This is a genomic window from Paraburkholderia caffeinitolerans (assembly GCF_902859945.1).
In the GTDB taxonomy this organism is placed as follows: domain Bacteria; phylum Pseudomonadota; class Gammaproteobacteria; order Burkholderiales; family Burkholderiaceae; genus Paraburkholderia; species Paraburkholderia caffeinitolerans.
On the sequence record NZ_CADIKL010000004.1, the window covers coordinates 177941 to 194166 of the forward strand.

At 61.3% G+C, this 16226-nt stretch carries 14 protein-coding genes; 1 reads left to right on the top strand and 13 read right to left on the bottom strand.

The window, feature by feature from the left end:
• Positions 1 to 131 precede the first annotated feature (131 nt).
• Positions 132 to 1874, bottom strand: coding sequence for an AMP-binding protein (locus tag HV773_RS05435; protein ID WP_129563174.1), 1743 nt, complete (start codon positions 1872 to 1874; stop codon positions 132 to 134).
• 445 nt (positions 1875 to 2319) lie between these two features.
• Here HV773_RS05435 and HV773_RS05440 point away from each other — a divergent pair, with 445 nt between their 5' ends.
• Positions 2320 to 5148 carry a hypothetical protein gene (locus HV773_RS05440; RefSeq protein WP_129563175.1) on the top strand — a complete coding sequence of 943 codons (2829 nt, stop codon included), beginning with the start codon at positions 2320 to 2322 and terminating at the stop codon, positions 5146 to 5148.
• 93 nt (positions 5149 to 5241) lie between these two features.
• Here the strand turns inward: HV773_RS05440 and HV773_RS05445 are convergent, their stop codons facing one another.
• The 12 genes from HV773_RS05445 to HV773_RS05500 all read right to left on the bottom strand — a co-directional run bounded on the left by HV773_RS05445 (position 5242) and on the right by HV773_RS05500 (position 16172).
• A complete protein-coding gene (locus HV773_RS05445) occupies positions 5242 to 5667 on the bottom strand; it encodes a F0F1 ATP synthase subunit epsilon (protein ID WP_129563176.1) in 426 nt (141 codons plus the stop codon).
• A 152-nt stretch (positions 5668 to 5819) separates the two neighbouring features.
• On the bottom strand, positions 5820 to 7214 hold the full coding sequence (gene atpD, locus HV773_RS05450) for a F0F1 ATP synthase subunit beta (protein ID WP_129563177.1): 1395 nt from the start codon (positions 7212 to 7214) through the stop codon (positions 5820 to 5822).
• A 100-nt stretch (positions 7215 to 7314) separates the two neighbouring features.
• Complete coding sequence (atpG, locus tag HV773_RS05455; RefSeq protein WP_129563178.1) at positions 7315 to 8196, bottom strand: F0F1 ATP synthase subunit gamma; 882 nt, start codon at positions 8194 to 8196, stop codon at positions 7315 to 7317.
• A gap of 94 nt (positions 8197 to 8290) precedes the next feature.
• On the bottom strand, positions 8291 to 9832 hold the full coding sequence (gene atpA / locus HV773_RS05460) for a F0F1 ATP synthase subunit alpha (protein ID WP_035523145.1): 1542 nt from the start codon (positions 9830 to 9832) through the stop codon (positions 8291 to 8293).
• 66 nt (positions 9833 to 9898) lie between these two features.
• Complete coding sequence (locus HV773_RS05465) at positions 9899 to 10438, bottom strand: F0F1 ATP synthase subunit delta (RefSeq protein WP_129563179.1); 540 nt, start codon at positions 10436 to 10438, stop codon at positions 9899 to 9901.
• Positions 10439 to 10440: 2 nt separating this feature from the next.
• The gene (locus HV773_RS05470; protein WP_129563180.1) at positions 10441 to 10911 is read right to left on the bottom strand and encodes a F0F1 ATP synthase subunit B; all 471 of its coding nucleotides are present in this window, start codon (positions 10909 to 10911) and stop codon (positions 10441 to 10443) included.
• 143 nt (positions 10912 to 11054) lie between these two features.
• Positions 11055 to 11324 carry a F0F1 ATP synthase subunit C gene (gene atpE / locus HV773_RS05475; protein ID WP_028203308.1) on the bottom strand — a complete coding sequence of 90 codons (270 nt, stop codon included), beginning with the start codon at positions 11322 to 11324 and terminating at the stop codon, positions 11055 to 11057.
• A gap of 67 nt (positions 11325 to 11391) precedes the next feature.
• A complete protein-coding gene (gene atpB, locus HV773_RS05480; RefSeq protein WP_129563181.1) occupies positions 11392 to 12243 on the bottom strand; it encodes a F0F1 ATP synthase subunit A in 852 nt (283 codons plus the stop codon).
• A 173-nt stretch (positions 12244 to 12416) separates the two neighbouring features.
• Positions 12417 to 13037 carry an ATP synthase subunit I gene (locus tag HV773_RS05485; protein WP_174220092.1) on the bottom strand — a complete coding sequence of 207 codons (621 nt, stop codon included), beginning with the start codon at positions 13035 to 13037 and terminating at the stop codon, positions 12417 to 12419.
• Between the two features lie 285 nt (positions 13038 to 13322).
• Positions 13323 to 14432, bottom strand: coding sequence for an SLC13 family permease (locus HV773_RS05490; protein ID WP_162497826.1), 1110 nt, complete (start codon positions 14430 to 14432; stop codon positions 13323 to 13325).
• Positions 14433 to 14494: 62 nt separating this feature from the next.
• Positions 14495 to 15382, bottom strand: a complete 888-nt coding sequence (locus HV773_RS05495; RefSeq protein ID WP_129563183.1) for a ParB/RepB/Spo0J family partition protein — start codon at positions 15380 to 15382, stop codon at positions 14495 to 14497.
• Positions 15383 to 15401: 19 nt separating this feature from the next.
• Positions 15402 to 16172 carry a ParA family protein gene (locus tag HV773_RS05500; protein ID WP_129563184.1) on the bottom strand — a complete coding sequence of 257 codons (771 nt, stop codon included), beginning with the start codon at positions 16170 to 16172 and terminating at the stop codon, positions 15402 to 15404.
• Positions 16173 to 16226: the final 54 nt, after the last annotated feature.

The following is a 16226-nucleotide window of genomic DNA, read 5'->3' on the forward strand; positions in this document are numbered from 1 at the left end:
CGGCTAGTTCGCAACCGATCTGAATCGTCAACCGATTCGTTCGGCATGCAAAACATCAGGTAATTCAGGCCGCTTGTCCATTTTGCGCGTTTCGCGGCGGCGGCATGCCGTGCCGCCGCGAAACACCAACATCACGCGGTCTTCTGCTCGCTGATTTTCAGTTCGTCGATCATGCGCGAGCGCATCACGAACTTCTGCACCTTGCCCGTCACCGTCATCGGCATCTCGTCGACGAAACGGATGTACTTCGGGATCTTGTAGTGCGCAATTTGCCCCTGGCAAAACGCCTGAATCTCCTCGGGCGTGGCGGCTTCGCCCGGGCGCAGCACGATCCATGCGCACACCTCTTCGCCATACTTGGCGTCGGGCACGCCGAACACCTGCACCGACTGCACCTTGGGATGGCGGAACAAGAACTCCTCGATCTCGCGCGGATAGATGTTTTCTCCGCCGCGAATCAGCATGTCTTTCAAACGTCCAACGATATTGCAATAACCTTCGGCGTCGATCGTCGCGAGGTCGCCCGTGTGCATCCAGCCATCGACGATCGCTTCGGCCGTCTTCGCTTCGTCGTCCCAGTAGCCGCGCATCACCGAGTAGCCCTTCGTGCAGAGTTCGCCCGTCTCGCCCACCGGCACGATGTTGCCGAGCGGATCGACGATCTTCACCTCCAGGTGCGGCTGGATCCGCCCCACCGTGGTCGTACGCTTGTCAAACGGGTCGGTCGTCGCGCTCTGAAATGACACAGGGCTCGTCTCCGTCATGCCGTACGCGATCGTGATTTCGGCGAGGTGCATCTTCGAGACCACGCGCTTCATCGTTTCGATCGGACACGGCGAACCCGCCATGATGCCGGTGCGCAGGCGCGTGAGATCGAAGCTCGCAAAGTCAGGGTGATCAAGCTCTGCGATGAACATCGTCGGCACGCCGTGCAGCGCGGTGCAACGCTCCTCAGACACCGCTTCGAGCGTAGCGCGCGGGTCGAACGCCTCGCCCGGAAACACCATCGCCGCGCCAACCGACACACACGCGAGCACGGCAAGCACCATGCCGAAGCAATGGTAAAGCGGCACGGGAATGCATAGCGAATCCTCTTCGCTGAGCCGCATCGCCATGGCGATGAAACGCCCGTTATTGAGCACGTTGCTGTGCGTGAGCGTGGCGCCCTTCGGATTGCCTGTGGTACCGCTCGTAAACTGGATGTTGATGGAGTCGCCGGCGTTAAGCGTCGCACCGATCGCGTCAAGCTCAGCACGGCCGTTGAGTTCGAGCCGCTCCCGCCCCTGCTCGATCAGATCGCCGAAATTCAGCATGCCAGGGGTTTCCGCATCGCACATGCGGATCACCGCACGCAGTTCGGGCAGCTTCGCCGCATGCAAGTCGCCTGGCGTCGCGCTCGCGAGCTCGGGCGCGAGCGTTTGCAGCATTTCGAGGTACTTCGACGTCTTGAAGCTTTCCGCAGCGATGATGGCTTTGCAGCTCACCTTGTTCAGCGCGTACTCGAGTTCGGCAAGACGATAGGCTGGATTGATATTGACGAGCACAGCGCCGATGCGCGCCGTGGCGAACTGCGTAAGCAGCCACTCGAAGCGATTGGGCGACCAGATGCCAACCCGGTCCCCCGCTGTGATGCCAAGCGCCAGCAAACCGGCCGCCGCCACGTCCACTTCCTCTGCGAATTCGCGCCAGGTCCAGCGGATGCCCTGCTCGCGAAACACCACCGCCGGGCGCTCGGGAAAACGCTGCGCGGTCTCGCCGAGAAAAGCACCGATGGTCGCGTTGGAGAGCGGTATATCGCTCCTCCCACGGACATAGGAAAGCCCGTCTTTCGGCGCGATGAGCGCTTCACGCGCACCTGCGGCGTCGATTGCCATGATGGCTGTCTCCCCGGGAGTCTCGCTCCCGATTGAAATAGATTTGAAAACCATTTTGCCACTGCGCGCGCGGCCAGCAGCATCAAGTATTACCCGCAGCGCATGGGTTGCGGATTGCCCGCAGTGCGTCTCCGGCAGCCGCGAACCCATGATTTCGCATTACCTTTCCGTAAACGTCAAGTAGTTTTCTCCCTTGGCCAGACCGCTCCTGTATAGCGGCGTCACTTGCGTTACCCCTGCTCACCCGATCCGGAATCTTGCCATTTTTTGACACTGCGCCGTGCTCTCGCATCGTGGTCCGCTCCCGCCTAGTGGACTTTCCTTTCGGTTCGTAATGAAATAAACGTTACTTTGCAAACATCTCGCGATGTTCCCGTGTTCGGCCAATTTTATTTGCAGTCCAAATTAATCAGGCATCCAGAAGTTCCCCCGCAAAGGAGCAGCGATGAACGTCAGCAATACGTCCAGCTACATTCGTCTGAGCAAGAAAATTTGGGCCGGTGTGCCCGGCTCTGACGCCAACGGGTATTCCGATCCCGCCGATACGATCCAGTACGCGTTCGGTGTGGTGGCGGCAGGCACACGTTTCGCCGACATCGTGCTTGCCGATGGTTCCGTCGATACCAGCCGCTTGATCGGTGGTGCGCTGCTCGTCACGGGGGCGAACGCGGTCGAACTCGCGCTCGCGCCGGGGCGGTACTGGATCCACGAATTCCGCATTGCCCGCAGCGTCAACGGGTCGCTGTGCTACGTGCAGCGCACCGGCTGGGATTTCACCGCCCTCGTCAACGGCGCGCGGCTCGCCCCCACCGACGAACAGGACGGCGCGGTCGCCTTCGAAATCAGCGAGATAGCCGCGGTCGTCGACATCGTCGCGATCAACAAAAGCGTGTGCGTGAAGATCGACAAGCGCTTTAGCTCGAGCGCAGGTTCGGCGCGCAAGGAAGGCATTCTTTTCTTCGGCACCAGTTCGTATCTCGGACTGACACAGCCGCCCCCGGGCTGGGACGGCACCGCCATCGTGCGGCTCGGCCTCACCGATGCGAACGGCGAATTGCGCCTCGACGGCTTTGTGTCAGGCAACAACGTGTTCATCCACGAGGTCGTGCCCAAGGCGTATTACGATGCCGGCGTGCGTCCCGAGAAGATGGACGTCTACAACATTGATGGCTCATTCTGGTACAGCGCCGGTTTTCCCGATGCCCACGAAGTCACACAGGAAGAACTCGAGGCGCTGCTGCATAACCCCAAATTCACACCCGCCGCACGCGAGTTGATCCGCGCGAACGTGCAAGCCGGCGACTGGCTGTTCACCAACCAAAACTACTTCTACCAGCGCCAAGGCGTGATGCGGGTGGAGGTCACCAACAACGACGGGAAAAAGGGCAAGCTGCGGCTCTCAAAGAAGATCTGGGCCGGCGTGCCGGGCTCCGACGCCAACGGCTATTCCGATCCCGATGGCACGATCCAGTACGCGTTCGGGGTCGTGCCCGAGGGTACGCACTACGCGAGCATCGCCAATCCAGACGGCTCCGTCGATGCCAGCAAGTTGATCGGCGGCGTGCTGATGGTGGTTGGCGCGAACGAAGTCGAACTGGCGCTCGCCCCCGGCAAATACTGGCTTTACGAGTTCGTGATCGGCCGCGATGCCGACGGCGTCTCGTTGCAGTTCAGTCAACGCACAGGCTGGGACTTCACGGCAGTCGTGAACGGCGAGCGACGCTCACCGGTAGACGATCAGGACGGCGCCATTGCGTTCGAAATCGGCACGGGCGTGGCCGATGTGGGCATCGTCGGCATCAACAAATCGCTGAGCGTGGAAATCGACAAGCGCATGAGCAGCGGCACGGGCCGCACTGAAGGCGTCCTGTTCTTCGGCACGAGTTCATATCTCGGCCTCACGCAAACCGGCTCGCCGAATTTCGACGGCAACGCCGTGGTCCGCCTCGGTGTGACGGGCGCCGACGGCAAGCTACGTCTAGACGGCTTTGTGTCAGGCAACAACGTGTTCATCCACGAGGTCGTGCCCAAGGCGTATTACGATGCCGGCGTGCGTCCCGAGAAGATGGACGTCTACAACATCGATGGCGCATTCTGGTACAGCGCCGGTTTTCCCGATGCCCACGAAGTCACACAGGAAGAACTCGAGGCGCTGCTGCACAACCCCAAATTCACACCCGCCGCACGCGAGTTGATCCGCGCGAACGTGCATGCCGGCGACTGGCTGTTCACCAACCAGAACTACTTCTACCAGCGCCAAGGCGTGATGCGGGTGGAGGTCACCAACAACGACGGCAAAAAGGGCAAGCTGCGGCTCTCAAAGAAGATCTGGGCCGGCGTGCCGGGCTCCGACGCCAACGGCTATTCCATCCCCGACGAGACGATCCAGTACGCGTTCGGCGTGGTGCCGGCAGGAACGCATTACAGCGACCTCGCCGATGCCGACGGCGCTGTGGACGTGAGCAAGCTGATCGGAGGCGTCCTGATGGTCGTGGGCGCCAGCACGGTCGAGTTGCAACTCACACCGGGTGCGTACTGGCTCTATGAATTCGTGATCGCGCGCGCCAACGATGGCGTCTCGCTGCGCTTCCTCCAGCGCACCGGCTGGGACTTCACGGCGCTCGTCGACGGCGAGCGCCGCGCGCCCATCGACGATGCGGATGGTGCAATCGCGTTCGAAATCGGCGCGCAGACCTCCGTTGTTAACGTGGTCGGCATCAACAAATCGCTGTCAGTTCAGATCGAGAAGCAATTCACGCCCGGCGCGCAGGAGCGCGAGAAGGTCGGCATCCTGTTCCTCGCGACCGACTCGTATCTCGGCATACTGCCTCGCGCCGACAACGGCAACTCTCGCGGCATCGTGCGGCTCGGGGTAACCGGCCAGGGCGGCCAGTTACGGCTCGACGGCTTCACCTCCGGCAACAACGTCTTCATCCACGAGGTGATTCCGCAGGATGCGTATAACGGCGGCATCTTCCCGCTCAGCATGAGCGTTTATCAGCTTGATGGCACGCTTTGGTTCACCTCGCCGTTCGAGGTGCAACGCGTGATGCGCCCGACCGACGTCTGGCACGACACTGACAGTCAGCGACGCCTGACACAGGCCGATGTCGATGCCCTGCTCGCCGACCCGAAGCTCACCGAAGCAGGACGCGATCTGATCCGCAGCAAAGTTCGAGCAGGCGATTATCTGTTTTCGAGCACGCGGTACTTCTCCCAACGCCAGGGCGTCATGCGCGTAACCGTGCTCAATAGCAGCGGCCGGGGCGTATAGGCGCCGCGGCAAGTTCGGCAGGTAAAAAAAAATGGGCTCCCTCGGGAGCCCATTTCACGTCATGCAGCGCTTGAGCACCACATGTGCGCCAGCTTAGTGCTGGTTCATCTTGCGCAGGCGCTGGATCGCCGCGAGCTGCGCGACTGCGTAGGCAAGTTCTGCCTGCGCCGTTGCGTACTCGAGGTTCGAACCCGCGTTCTGCAGTGCCTCTTCGGCACGCTTGCGCGCCTCGCCGGCCTTCGCCTCATCGAGATCCTTACCGCGAATCGCCGTGTCGGCGAGCACCGTTACGGCGCCCGGTTGCACTTCGAGAATGCCGCCGGCGACGAACACGAACTCTTCATCGCCTTCCGCGCCCACGATGCGTACCGCACCCGGACGAATCCGCGTGATGAGCGGCGTGTGGCCCGGCAGAATGCCCAGCTCGCCCGCCTCGCCCGGAAGCGCGACGAACTTCGCCTGGCCGGCGTAGATGCTCTCTTCGGCGCTAACGACGTCTACCTTGATGGTTGCTGCCATATCTGTCGACTCCTGTGTCGGTCGGAGTTGGCGCTTTAGCGCCTACTCCGACCCCATGCACAGCTAGGGTTAATCGGTTGCGGCGGCGGATTGAGTAACGCGTTACTTATACGAGATAACTCATTCCGCCTCTTTGCCTGCAACGCGGACCCTTACTGGATCTTCTTGGCCTTTTCGAAGGCTTCGTCGATCGTGCCGACCATGTAGAACGCCTGCTCCGGCAGGTGATCGCACTCGCCGCCAACGATCATCTTGAAGCCGCGGATGGTTTCCTTCAGCGGCACGTACTTGCCCGGCGAGCCCGTGAAGACTTCCGCGACGTGGAACGGCTGCGAGAGGAAACGCTGGATCTTGCGCGCGCGGGCGACCGACAGCTTGTCTTCCGGCGACAGTTCGTCCATGCCCAGAATCGCGATAATGTCGCGCAGTTCCTTGTAGCGCTGGAGCGTCTGCTGCACGCCACGCGTGATCGAGTAGTGCTCTTCACCAATCACGTTCGGGTCGATCTGGCGCGAGGTCGAGTCGAGCGGATCGACTGCCGGGTAGATACCCAGCGAAGCGATGTCACGCGACAGCACGACGGTTGCGTCCAGGTGGCCGAAGGTCGTGGCCGGCGACGGGTCGGTCAAGTCGTCCGCTGGGACGTACACGGCCTGAACCGAGGTAATCGAGCCCTTCTTCGTCGACGTGATGCGCTCTTGCAGCTTGCCCATCTCTTCTGCCAGCGTCGGCTGATAGCCCACTGCCGAAGGCATACGGCCAAGCAGTGCCGACACTTCGGTACCGGCCAGCGTGAAACGGTAGATGTTGTCGACGAAGAACAGCACGTCGAGGCCTTCGTCACGGAAGTGCTCGGCCATCGTCAGACCGGTCAGCGCGACGCGCAGACGGTTGCCCGGCGGCTCGTTCATCTGGCCGTACACCAGCGCGACCTTGTCCAGAACGTTCGAGTCCTTCATTTCGTGGTAGAAGTCGTTGCCCTCACGGGTACGCTCGCCCACGCCTGCGAACACGGAGAAACCACCGTGTTCCTTCGCGATGTTGTTGATGAGCTCCATCATGTTGACGGTCTTGCCCACGCCAGCACCGCCGAACAGACCGACCTTACCGCCCTTTGCGAACGGGCAGATCAGGTCGATAACCTTGATGCCGGTTTCGAGCAGTTCAGCCGACGGCGACAGCTCGTCGAACGCCGGAGCCTTCTGGTGAATCGCGCGCTTTTGCTCGCTGACGATCGGGCCCGCTTCGTCGATCGGGCGGCCCAGCACGTCCATGATGCGGCCGAGCGTCGGCTTGCCGACCGGCACGCTGATGGGCTCGCCCGTGTTCTTGACCACGGTGCCGCGGCGCAGGCCGTCCGACGCACCCAGACAGATGGTGCGGACAACGCCGTCGCCCAGCTGCTGCTGCACTTCGAGGGTCAGTTCCGACCCTTCGAGAATCAGCGCATCGTAGATCTTCGGCATGGTCTCACGCGGGAATTCCACGTCGATCACCGCGCCGATGCACTGTACGATCTTGCCTTCTACCAAAGCAGTTGTACTCATCGATTTTCCTTTAGATACCTGAATTCTTCACTCGGCCGCTGCTAGCTGCGCATTTGCAACAACGAGCACAGCGGCGCGGTTCGCGTTCGGCTTTGTCCGGTCAGACCGCTGCTGCGCCGCCGACGATTTCCGAAAGTTCCTTCGTAATCGCGGCCTGGCGGCTCTTGTTGTACGAGAGCTGCAGTTCGTTGATGACCGTCTTCGCGTTGTCCGACGCTGCCTTCATCGCAACCATACGGGCCGACTGCTCCGACGCCATGTTTTCCGCCACGGCCTGATAGACCAGGGCTTCGACATAACGCACCAGCAGTTCGTCCACGACGGTTTGCGCGTCCGGCTCGTAGATGTAGTCCCACTGCGACTTCGGCGTCGTGCCGTCGTCGTTGCCTTCGAGGCGCTCGTTCGACAGCGGCAGCAGCTGCTCGATGACCGGCTCCTGCTTCATCGTATTGACGAAGCGCGTGTACGCGAGGTACACCGCGGAGAGCTTGCCTTCCGAGTACTGGTCGAGCTGCACCTTCACCGCGCCAATCAGCTTTTCGAGGTGCGGCGTGTCGCCGAGTTGCACGACGTTCGAGACAACCTTCGCGCGCAGACGGTTCAGGAAACCGAGGCCCTTGCTGCCGATAGCCGTTGCTTCGACCGACGTGCCCGATGCTTCCAGATCCTTGAACTTCTGCAGCGTCGCACGCAGCACGTTAGTGTTCATCCCGCCGCACAGACCCTTGTCGGTCGTGACGAGAATCACGCCGGCGACCTTCGCATCGTTGTTTTCCGTCATGAACGGATGGCGATACTCGGGGTTCGCACGGCTCATGTGCGCAGCGATGTCGCGGACCTTGTCGGCATACGGGCGGGCTGCGCGCATGCGCTCCTGGGCACGGCGCATCTTCGACGCCGCGACCATTTCCATCGCCTTGGTGATCTTGCGCGTGTTTTGCACGCTCTTGATCTTGCCGCGAATTTCCTTCATTCCAGCCATTGCTTGCTCCTTGATCGAAACGGGGCGGGCGCTGTGACCGCCGCAAACCCGCGCCGCTTCAATGTCCGTTTATCGTGGTTGATTCCCGGACGGATCAGTATGCGCCGGACTTCTTGAAGTCCTTGAGTGCCGCGTGGAGCGCGGTCTCGTCGTCCTTCGACAGGTCCTTCTTGTCCTCGATGCGCGCGACGAGGTCAGCGTGCTTCGACTTCAGGTATTCGCGCAGGCCCTTCTCGAACGCCAGGACGTCCTTGACTTCGAGGTCGTCGAGGTAGCCATTGTTCGCTGCGAACAGCGAGACGGCCAGTTCCCACACTTGCAGCGGCTGGTACTGCGGCTGCTTGAGCAGTTCCGTCACGCGGCGGCCGCGCTCGAGCTGCTTGCGGGTTGCTTCGTCGAGGTCCGATGCGAACTGGGCGAATGCCGCGAGTTCACGGTACTGCGCGAGGTCGGTACGGATACCGCCCGACAGCTTCTTCACGACCTTGGTCTGTGCCGCACCACCCACACGCGAGACCGACACACCGGCGTTAATAGCCGGGCGGATGCCTGCGTTGAAGAGGTCGGTTTCCAGGAAGATCTGGCCGTCGGTAATCGAGATCACGTTCGTCGGAACGAATGCGGTCACGTCGCCAGCTTGCGTTTCGATGATCGGCAGTGCCGTCAGCGAACCCGTCTTGCCCTTCACTTCGCCGTTCGTGAACTTCTCGACGTAGTCGGCCGAAACGCGCGCGGCGCGCTCGAGCAGACGCGAGTGCAGATAGAACACGTCACCCGGATAAGCTTCACGGCCCGGCGGGCGGCGCAGCAGCAGCGAGATCTGACGGTATGCCCAAGCCTGCTTGGTCAAGTCGTCATAAATGATCAGGGCGTCTTGACCGCGGTCGCGGAAGTATTCGCCCATCGTGCAGCCGGCGTACGGCGCGAGGTATTGCAGCGCGGCCGATTCCGAAGCCGAAGCGGCAACCACGATCGTGTATTCGATCGCGCCCGTTTCTTCGAGCTTGCGCACCACGTTCTGGATCGACGAAGCCTTCTGGCCGATCGCGACGTAGATACAGATGAGGTCCTTGCCCTTCTGGTTGATGATCGTGTCGACGGCCACTGCGGTCTTGCCGCACTGACGGTCGCCAATGATCAGCTCGCGCTGGCCACGGCCGATCGGCACCATCGAGTCGATCGACTTGAGGCCCGTTTGCATCGGCTGCGACACGCCTTCACGCCAGATCACGCCCGGAGCAATCTTTTCGATTGCGTCGGTCATCTTGGCGTTGACCGGGCCCTTGCCGTCGATCGGGTTGCCGAGCGGATCGACCACACGGCCGACCAGTTCCGGACCCACCGGCACTTCGAGAATGCGGCCCGTCGTCTTGACGATGTCGCCTTCCGAGATGTGCTCGTACTCACCCAGAATCACGGCGCCGACCGAGTCGCGCTCGAGGTTCAGCGCGAGGCCGAAGGTGTTGCCCGGGAATTCGAGCATTTCGCCCTGCATCACGTCCGACAGGCCGTGGATACGCACGATACCGTCGGTCACGGAGATCACGGTGCCCTGGTTGCGAACGTCCGCGCTCGCTTCAAGGCCCTGGATCCGGCTCTTGATCAGCTCGCTGATCTCAGAGGGATTGAGTTGCATTATTCGCTCCTGATGTTCAATTCTGTTGCGTGCCAGCCGCTGCGCCCGATGTTTTTATCGAGGCGCTCAAGCGGTCAAAGCCACCTGCATGCTGGCGAGCCGCGCGCGGACCGAGGTATCGAGGACTTCGTCGCCGACCGTGACGCGTACGCCGCCGATAAGCGACTTGTCGATCTCGACTGCCGGCTTGAGCTTGCATTTGAACTTGCGTTCGAGACTCGCGACGAGGTCGGTCAACTGCGCGCCTTCGAGCGGGTATGCGCTCACGATCAGCGCGTCGGCCGCACCGGCCTTGGCGTTCTTGAGCTCTTCGAACTGTGCGTGAATTTCCGGCAGCAGCGCAAGGCGGTGATTCGCGACCAGCATCTGCACGAGATTTTTGGCCTCGGCCGTATCCTTGAGCGGGGACTTCACAGCTGCAAGCAGCAGTTCCACGACCTGGGCATGGCTCACTTTCGGGCTTGTCGCGACCGACAGCACCTCGGGCAAGGCCGCAACCTGTGCCAGCTCCGTGACGAGCGTGGACCAGGCGGCGGTGTCACCAGCTTCGGCCACGCCAAACAGCGCTTCTGCGTACGGGCGGGCGATGGTTGCAAGTTCGGCCATGATCAGAGCTCAGCTTTCAGTTGATTCAGCAGGTCGGCGTGTGCTGCCTGGTCGACTTCGCGCTTCAGGATCTGCTCGGCGCCTTGCACGGCAAGTGCCGCGACGTCTGCGCGCAGCGCTTCGCGTGCCTTCACGACCTGCTGGTCGGCGTCGGCCTTCGCTTGAGCGATGATGCGAGCCGCTTCGGCTTGTGCCTGGGCCTTGATTTCTTCTGCGACAGCCAGCGCACGCTTTTCTGCGTCAGCGATGCGGCTTTGACCCTCGTTACGGGCCGAAGCGAGTTCTTCGCCAACGCGCTTGTGCGCAGCTTCGAGCTCCGCCTTGCCCTTATCCGCGGCAGCGAGGCCGTCAGCGATCTTCTTCGAGCGCTCGTCGAGGGCGTTGATCAACGGCGGCCACACGAACTTCATCGTGAACCACGCGAGGATCAGGAACACGACCATTTGCGCAAACAGGGTTGCGTTGATATTCACGGTGTTTCCTTTTACGTTGCTATTCCGGGGAGTTGAAACGGCAAGGCGCTCATCGGTTATGAAACTCGATCAGCGCCTCGTCACCCGTTCCGTCCTGCGCCCGCGTCTATAAGTTATAGGTCGGGCGCAACCATCCAGGGAACTTAGCCCGCGAGCTTCGAGAGCAGCGGGTTAGCGAACGCGAACAGCATTGCAACACCCACGCCAATCAGGAACGCCGCGTCGATCAGACCAGCCAGCAGGAACATCTTCGTCTGCAGCGGGTTCATCAGTTCAGGCTGACGTGCGCAGGCTTCGATGTACTTGCCGCCCATCAGGCCGATACCGATACAGGCGCCGATTGCACCCAGGCCGATGATGATGCCGATACCGATGGCCGTGAAACCCTGGATGTTGGCGATGAAAGCTTGCATGATCACTCCTTTGTGAGATTTTTTGGAACTGGGGATTTAAAACTGCAATTCTGGGTTCGACAAGCCCTTAGTGCTTGTCGTGTGCCTGGCCGATGTACACCAGCGTCAGCATCATGAAAATGAACGCCTGCAGCAGAACGATCAGAATGTGGAAGATCGCCCAGACGCTGCCCGCAATCACGTGGCCGATGAAGCCAAGCACCGTCGTGTCCGCACCGAAGCTCCACAGACCGCCCAGCAGCGCGATCAGCAGGAACAACAGTTCGCCTGCATACATGTTGCCGAACAACCGCAGGGCGAGCGAAACCGTCTTGGCGACGAACTCGATGATGTTAAGTGCAAGGTTCGGGATCCACAGGATGGGATGCGCGCCGAACGGGGCCGACAGCAGTTCGTGCACGAAGCCGCCAGGGCCCTTGATCTTGAGGTTGTAATAGATCATCAGCACGAACACGCCGAGCGCGATGCCGAACGTGCCGTTGAGGTCGGCGGTCGGGACGATGCGCTGATGCGGGAACACTTCGCTCAGGCCGAGCCAGCCGATCACGCGGGTCGGCAGGTCGACCGGAATGAAGTCGAGCGAGTTCATGAGCGCGACCCAGATGAACACGAACAGCGCGAGCGGTGCGATGAAGGTACGGTTGCCGTGGACGATGGACTTCGACTGGTCTTCGACCATCTCGACCAGCATTTCGATGGCGCACTGGAAGCGGCCAGGCACGCCCGGCGTAGCCTTGCGCGCAGCGAGACGCAGAATGAGGATGGTCACGATGCCGCAAAGGATCGACCAGAACAGCGTGTCGAGATTCCAGACATGGAAATCGACGATCGACGTCTGGTGCCCAGTGGCAAAGTTCTGCAAGTGGTGCGCAATATACTCGGACGGACCCGGAGCGCTCGTTCCTTCGCTGGCTGCCATATCGTTAAAATCACCCAAATTGTCGAAAATCGGTTTCGGCCACTCCCGCGCAACAACCTGTTGCAGGAACGCACCGCCTCGGACCGTGTCCTACTCCAACATGTGCCAACCACTTGCCGCTTCGTTCGCCTCAACGCCTTCCACATGAAAGGCGGCGCGATGTCAGCTGCGGGTCAGCGCCACGCGAGCGCGATCCAGTATGTCTTCAATACGATCAGGTAAGTGACGAGCAACGGAATCCACTGCACGTCGCGATACCAGAACGCAATGGCAACGAACATCGCAATCGTCGCCCCCATCTTGAATGCTTCGCCGAGCATCCAGTTAAACACCGTGCCGGCCTTGCTCAACTGCTTCAGGCGCGCCGCGAACAGCGCACCGGGCAACCAGCAGATCGCTCCACCCAGCAGCGCGGACAGCACCACTGCGTCCGGCGCAGTCGCCCCCGGCGGCTTATAAAACAGCCACCACAACAAAGCGGCAACCAGGGACAAAACCACTTGCGCTGCCACGACACGAAACGGCGTGACGCGCGACGGGCGGCTCACCTGTGCGCCGAAAAGTTGCTCGGCTTCGACCCGGGTGAGCGGAACGATGTCGTTGTTATCTTGCTGGTCGGCGTCTAGCTGATCCCATCGTGCGTTGTGATCCGTTGTGGAATCAACACGCGCGCTAGCGGCTTGTCCTTTCTCCGTCGCCGCACCCTGCGTCTCTCTGGATGCTTGCGTTCCGCGTTGCGGACCATCGGGCCCTTCATGCGCCTGTGGCGCTTCGTCTGGCCTCTGACCCACCATTACGTTATTCCGGATATTTGGCTTCCGCCCGGTTTCTTGCAGCGCGCTTACGGCCCCGCCAACCAAATAAATCCGGGCGATTGTAAGCGATAGTTGCAGCCAATTCAAGACTTTAGGCCGTTTCATAACACGCATGAAATGCTACTTCATCATGCGGAAAACTCACCATTACGTGCGAGGTAACGGAAACTGTAAGGTCACGCTCGAACGTCAGGAGAGCCAAGCAAAACGGGGCGCGATTTTACCGTGGAAAGACGATTGTGTCGCTGCACTGTGGTTTTTCCGTCAGAAAAAATACAACACTAGTCCGCCACCGAAAACCGCGATTGCCCAAAACGGAATAGCAATCAAGTGAAACGGCAACCACACGCCTTGCTCGCCGGAAAGACGCACGGCAATCAGATTCGCCAGTGAACCGATGGCAAGCCCAAAGCCGCCGACGCTCACGCCAAACGCCAACGCGCGCCAGTCGTGCGTGAAACCCGCGAGCACGATGGCGGCAGGCACGTTGCTGATGCCCTGTGAGAGGATGGCGCCTGCGGCATAGGCGCGAAGTGGCGTCTGCAATCCGAGGTTCGCGAGTGCGTGATGAATCCAAGGCAGCGCGGCGGCGCTGCGCAGCACGATGAACATCAGCACGAAAATCAGCAGCAAAAGCCAGTCGATCTTCAGAACGATTTGCGTGCGCCAGATGAGAAATCCGACCCCGACGCCCGCCAATGCGATGCCCGCATGATGCGTATCGGCAAGCAACACGAACGCAACAAAAAGTAATGCCGCCACGACTGCCAATGCGCGATCGACTGGATGTCGTTCGACATCGATCGTCAAATCGAGTGGCTTCGGCCTGAAAAGCAGTGCTACGAGCACGAACAGCAGCGCCATCAACAGTGCGCAGAGCGGCGCAAGCGACACAACGAAGCGACCAAATGACGCGCCACTTAGTTGCCAAAGAAACAAATTTTGCGGATTGCCTAGTGGCGTGAGCACCGAGCCCGCATTCACGGCGAGCGCGATCACGATGACAAGCCGCTTTAACGGCAGCGGCGTGAGCCGATGTAGCGACAGCACGAGCGGCACCACGACGAAGAGCGCGACATCGTTCGTCACCACCGTCGAGAGCAGCGCCGCGAATGCGACGAGAAGGAATGCAAGCGCGCGCTCGGAGTGAATCCGGTGCACGAGCCGATGTGCCACCCAAGTCAGGAATCCTGAAGATTCCAGCGCCTTGGTGAGGATCAGCAGGCCGGCGAGCGTCATCACCGTTTGCCAGTCGACCAGTGCGGGAAGCGAAGACCATGCACGCGGCGCGCAAATCTGCAATGCAACGAACGCAGCGACGAGTATCGACAAAACCGGCTCGGCAAGCGCGAACGCGCCGAGCCCGCGCAGCAGGCTTAACCGGCCGCGCGTGGCGGCATCGGATTCACGCACCGGAATCGACTCCGGGCGTCGGGTCAAACAGCAGCCTCGCCACGCAGGCGAAGCAGAATACCGTCGAGTGCATCGAGGTCGCCAAAATCGACGGTGAGCTGGCCGCGCCCTCTCCTACCAAGCTTGATCTTGACCGTGGCAGCCAGCAAATCGGACAACTCGTCTTCGAGACGGCGCGTGTCGCGGCCGCCGTCGTGCGCGGCCTTCGCCTTCACTGCGGGCGCAGCCTTGGTGGTGTTCGAAACGAGCTTTTCCGTTTCACGCACCGACATGCGCTTGTTAACCACTTGATTGGCGAGCGTGATCTGCGTGGCCGCATCGACCGCGAGCAACGCACGCGCATGGCCCATGTCGAGGTCGCCCGCGAGCAGCATGGTCTGCACCGGCGCAGCAAGATTCAGCAAACGCAGCAGGTTCGACACCGCGCTGCGCGAGCGCCCCACCGACTCGGCGGCTTGCTCGTGCGTGAAACTGAATTCGTCGAGCAAACGCTGGATGCCCTGCGCCTCTTCGAGTGGATTCAGGTCTTCGCGCTGGATGTTCTCGATCAGCGCCATCGCTGCCGCGGCCTGGTCGGGCACGTCCTTCACGAGGACGGGCACTTCCTTGAGACCGGCAATGTGCGCTGCACGGAAGCGTCGCTCGCCCGCAATGATCTCGTAGCGCTCGGGGCCAACCGGGCGCACCAGAATCGGCTGCATCAGCCCTTGCGCGCGGATGCTCGCGGCGAGCTCCTGAAGCGCGCCTTCGTCCATGCGCGTGCGCGGCTGGTACTTGCCCGCCTGCATCTGCGCGAGCGCGAGCGTGTTGGGCGCGCCCTCGATCTTCACCGCCTCGGTAATGTCCGCGCTGCCGCCGAGCAATGCCTCGAGTCCCCGGCCCAGTCCTTTCTTCCGTGCTACTGCGTTCATCGTGCTTCCCCAGTCTGCGTCAGAGTGCGCGTACGCGCTCGATCATTTCCGCGCCGAATTGCACATAAGCCTGCGCACCGCGCGACGTGCGGTCGAACACCACACCCGGCAAGCCGTAGCTAGGCGCCTCGGCAAGCCGCACGTTGCGCGGAATCACTACGTCGAACACCTTGTCGCCAAAGTGCTCCTTCAACTGCTCAGAAACCTGCTGCTGCAGCGTGATGCGCGGATCGAACATCACGCGCAAGAGACCGATCACCTTCAGGTCGCGATTCATGTTCGCGTGCACCTGCTTGATCGTGTTGACGAGGTCCGAGAGACCCTCGAGCGCAAAGTACTCGCACTGCATCGGGATCACGACACCGTGCGCCGCGCACAGTCCGTTGAGCGTGAGCAAGGACAACGCCGGCGGGCAGTCGATCAGCACGAAGTCGTATTCGTCGTCGACCTCGGCAAGCGCAGCCCTCAAGCGGCGCTCGCGCTGCTCGACCGTCACCAGCTCCACTTCGGCGCCAGCGAGCTCACGATTGGCCGGCAAAACGTCGTAGCCCACCTGCTCAGGACGCTTGCGCGCCTCAGGCACCGAAACGCCGTCGACGAGCACTTCATAAACCGTGTTCTCGCACGCCGCCTTGTCGATGCCGCTGCCCATCGTGGCATTGCCCTGCGGGTCGAGATCGATGAGAAGGACGCGCTGTCCCTGCGATGCGAGGCTCGCGGCGAGATTGACCGTTGTCGTCGTCTTGCCGACGCCGCCCTTCTGGTTCGCAACGCAGAAGATTTTTGCCATCTTTTGGGTGTCCCTTTTACTGCCTTAAAAAGTTTGCTTACGTTACAGCGTAAA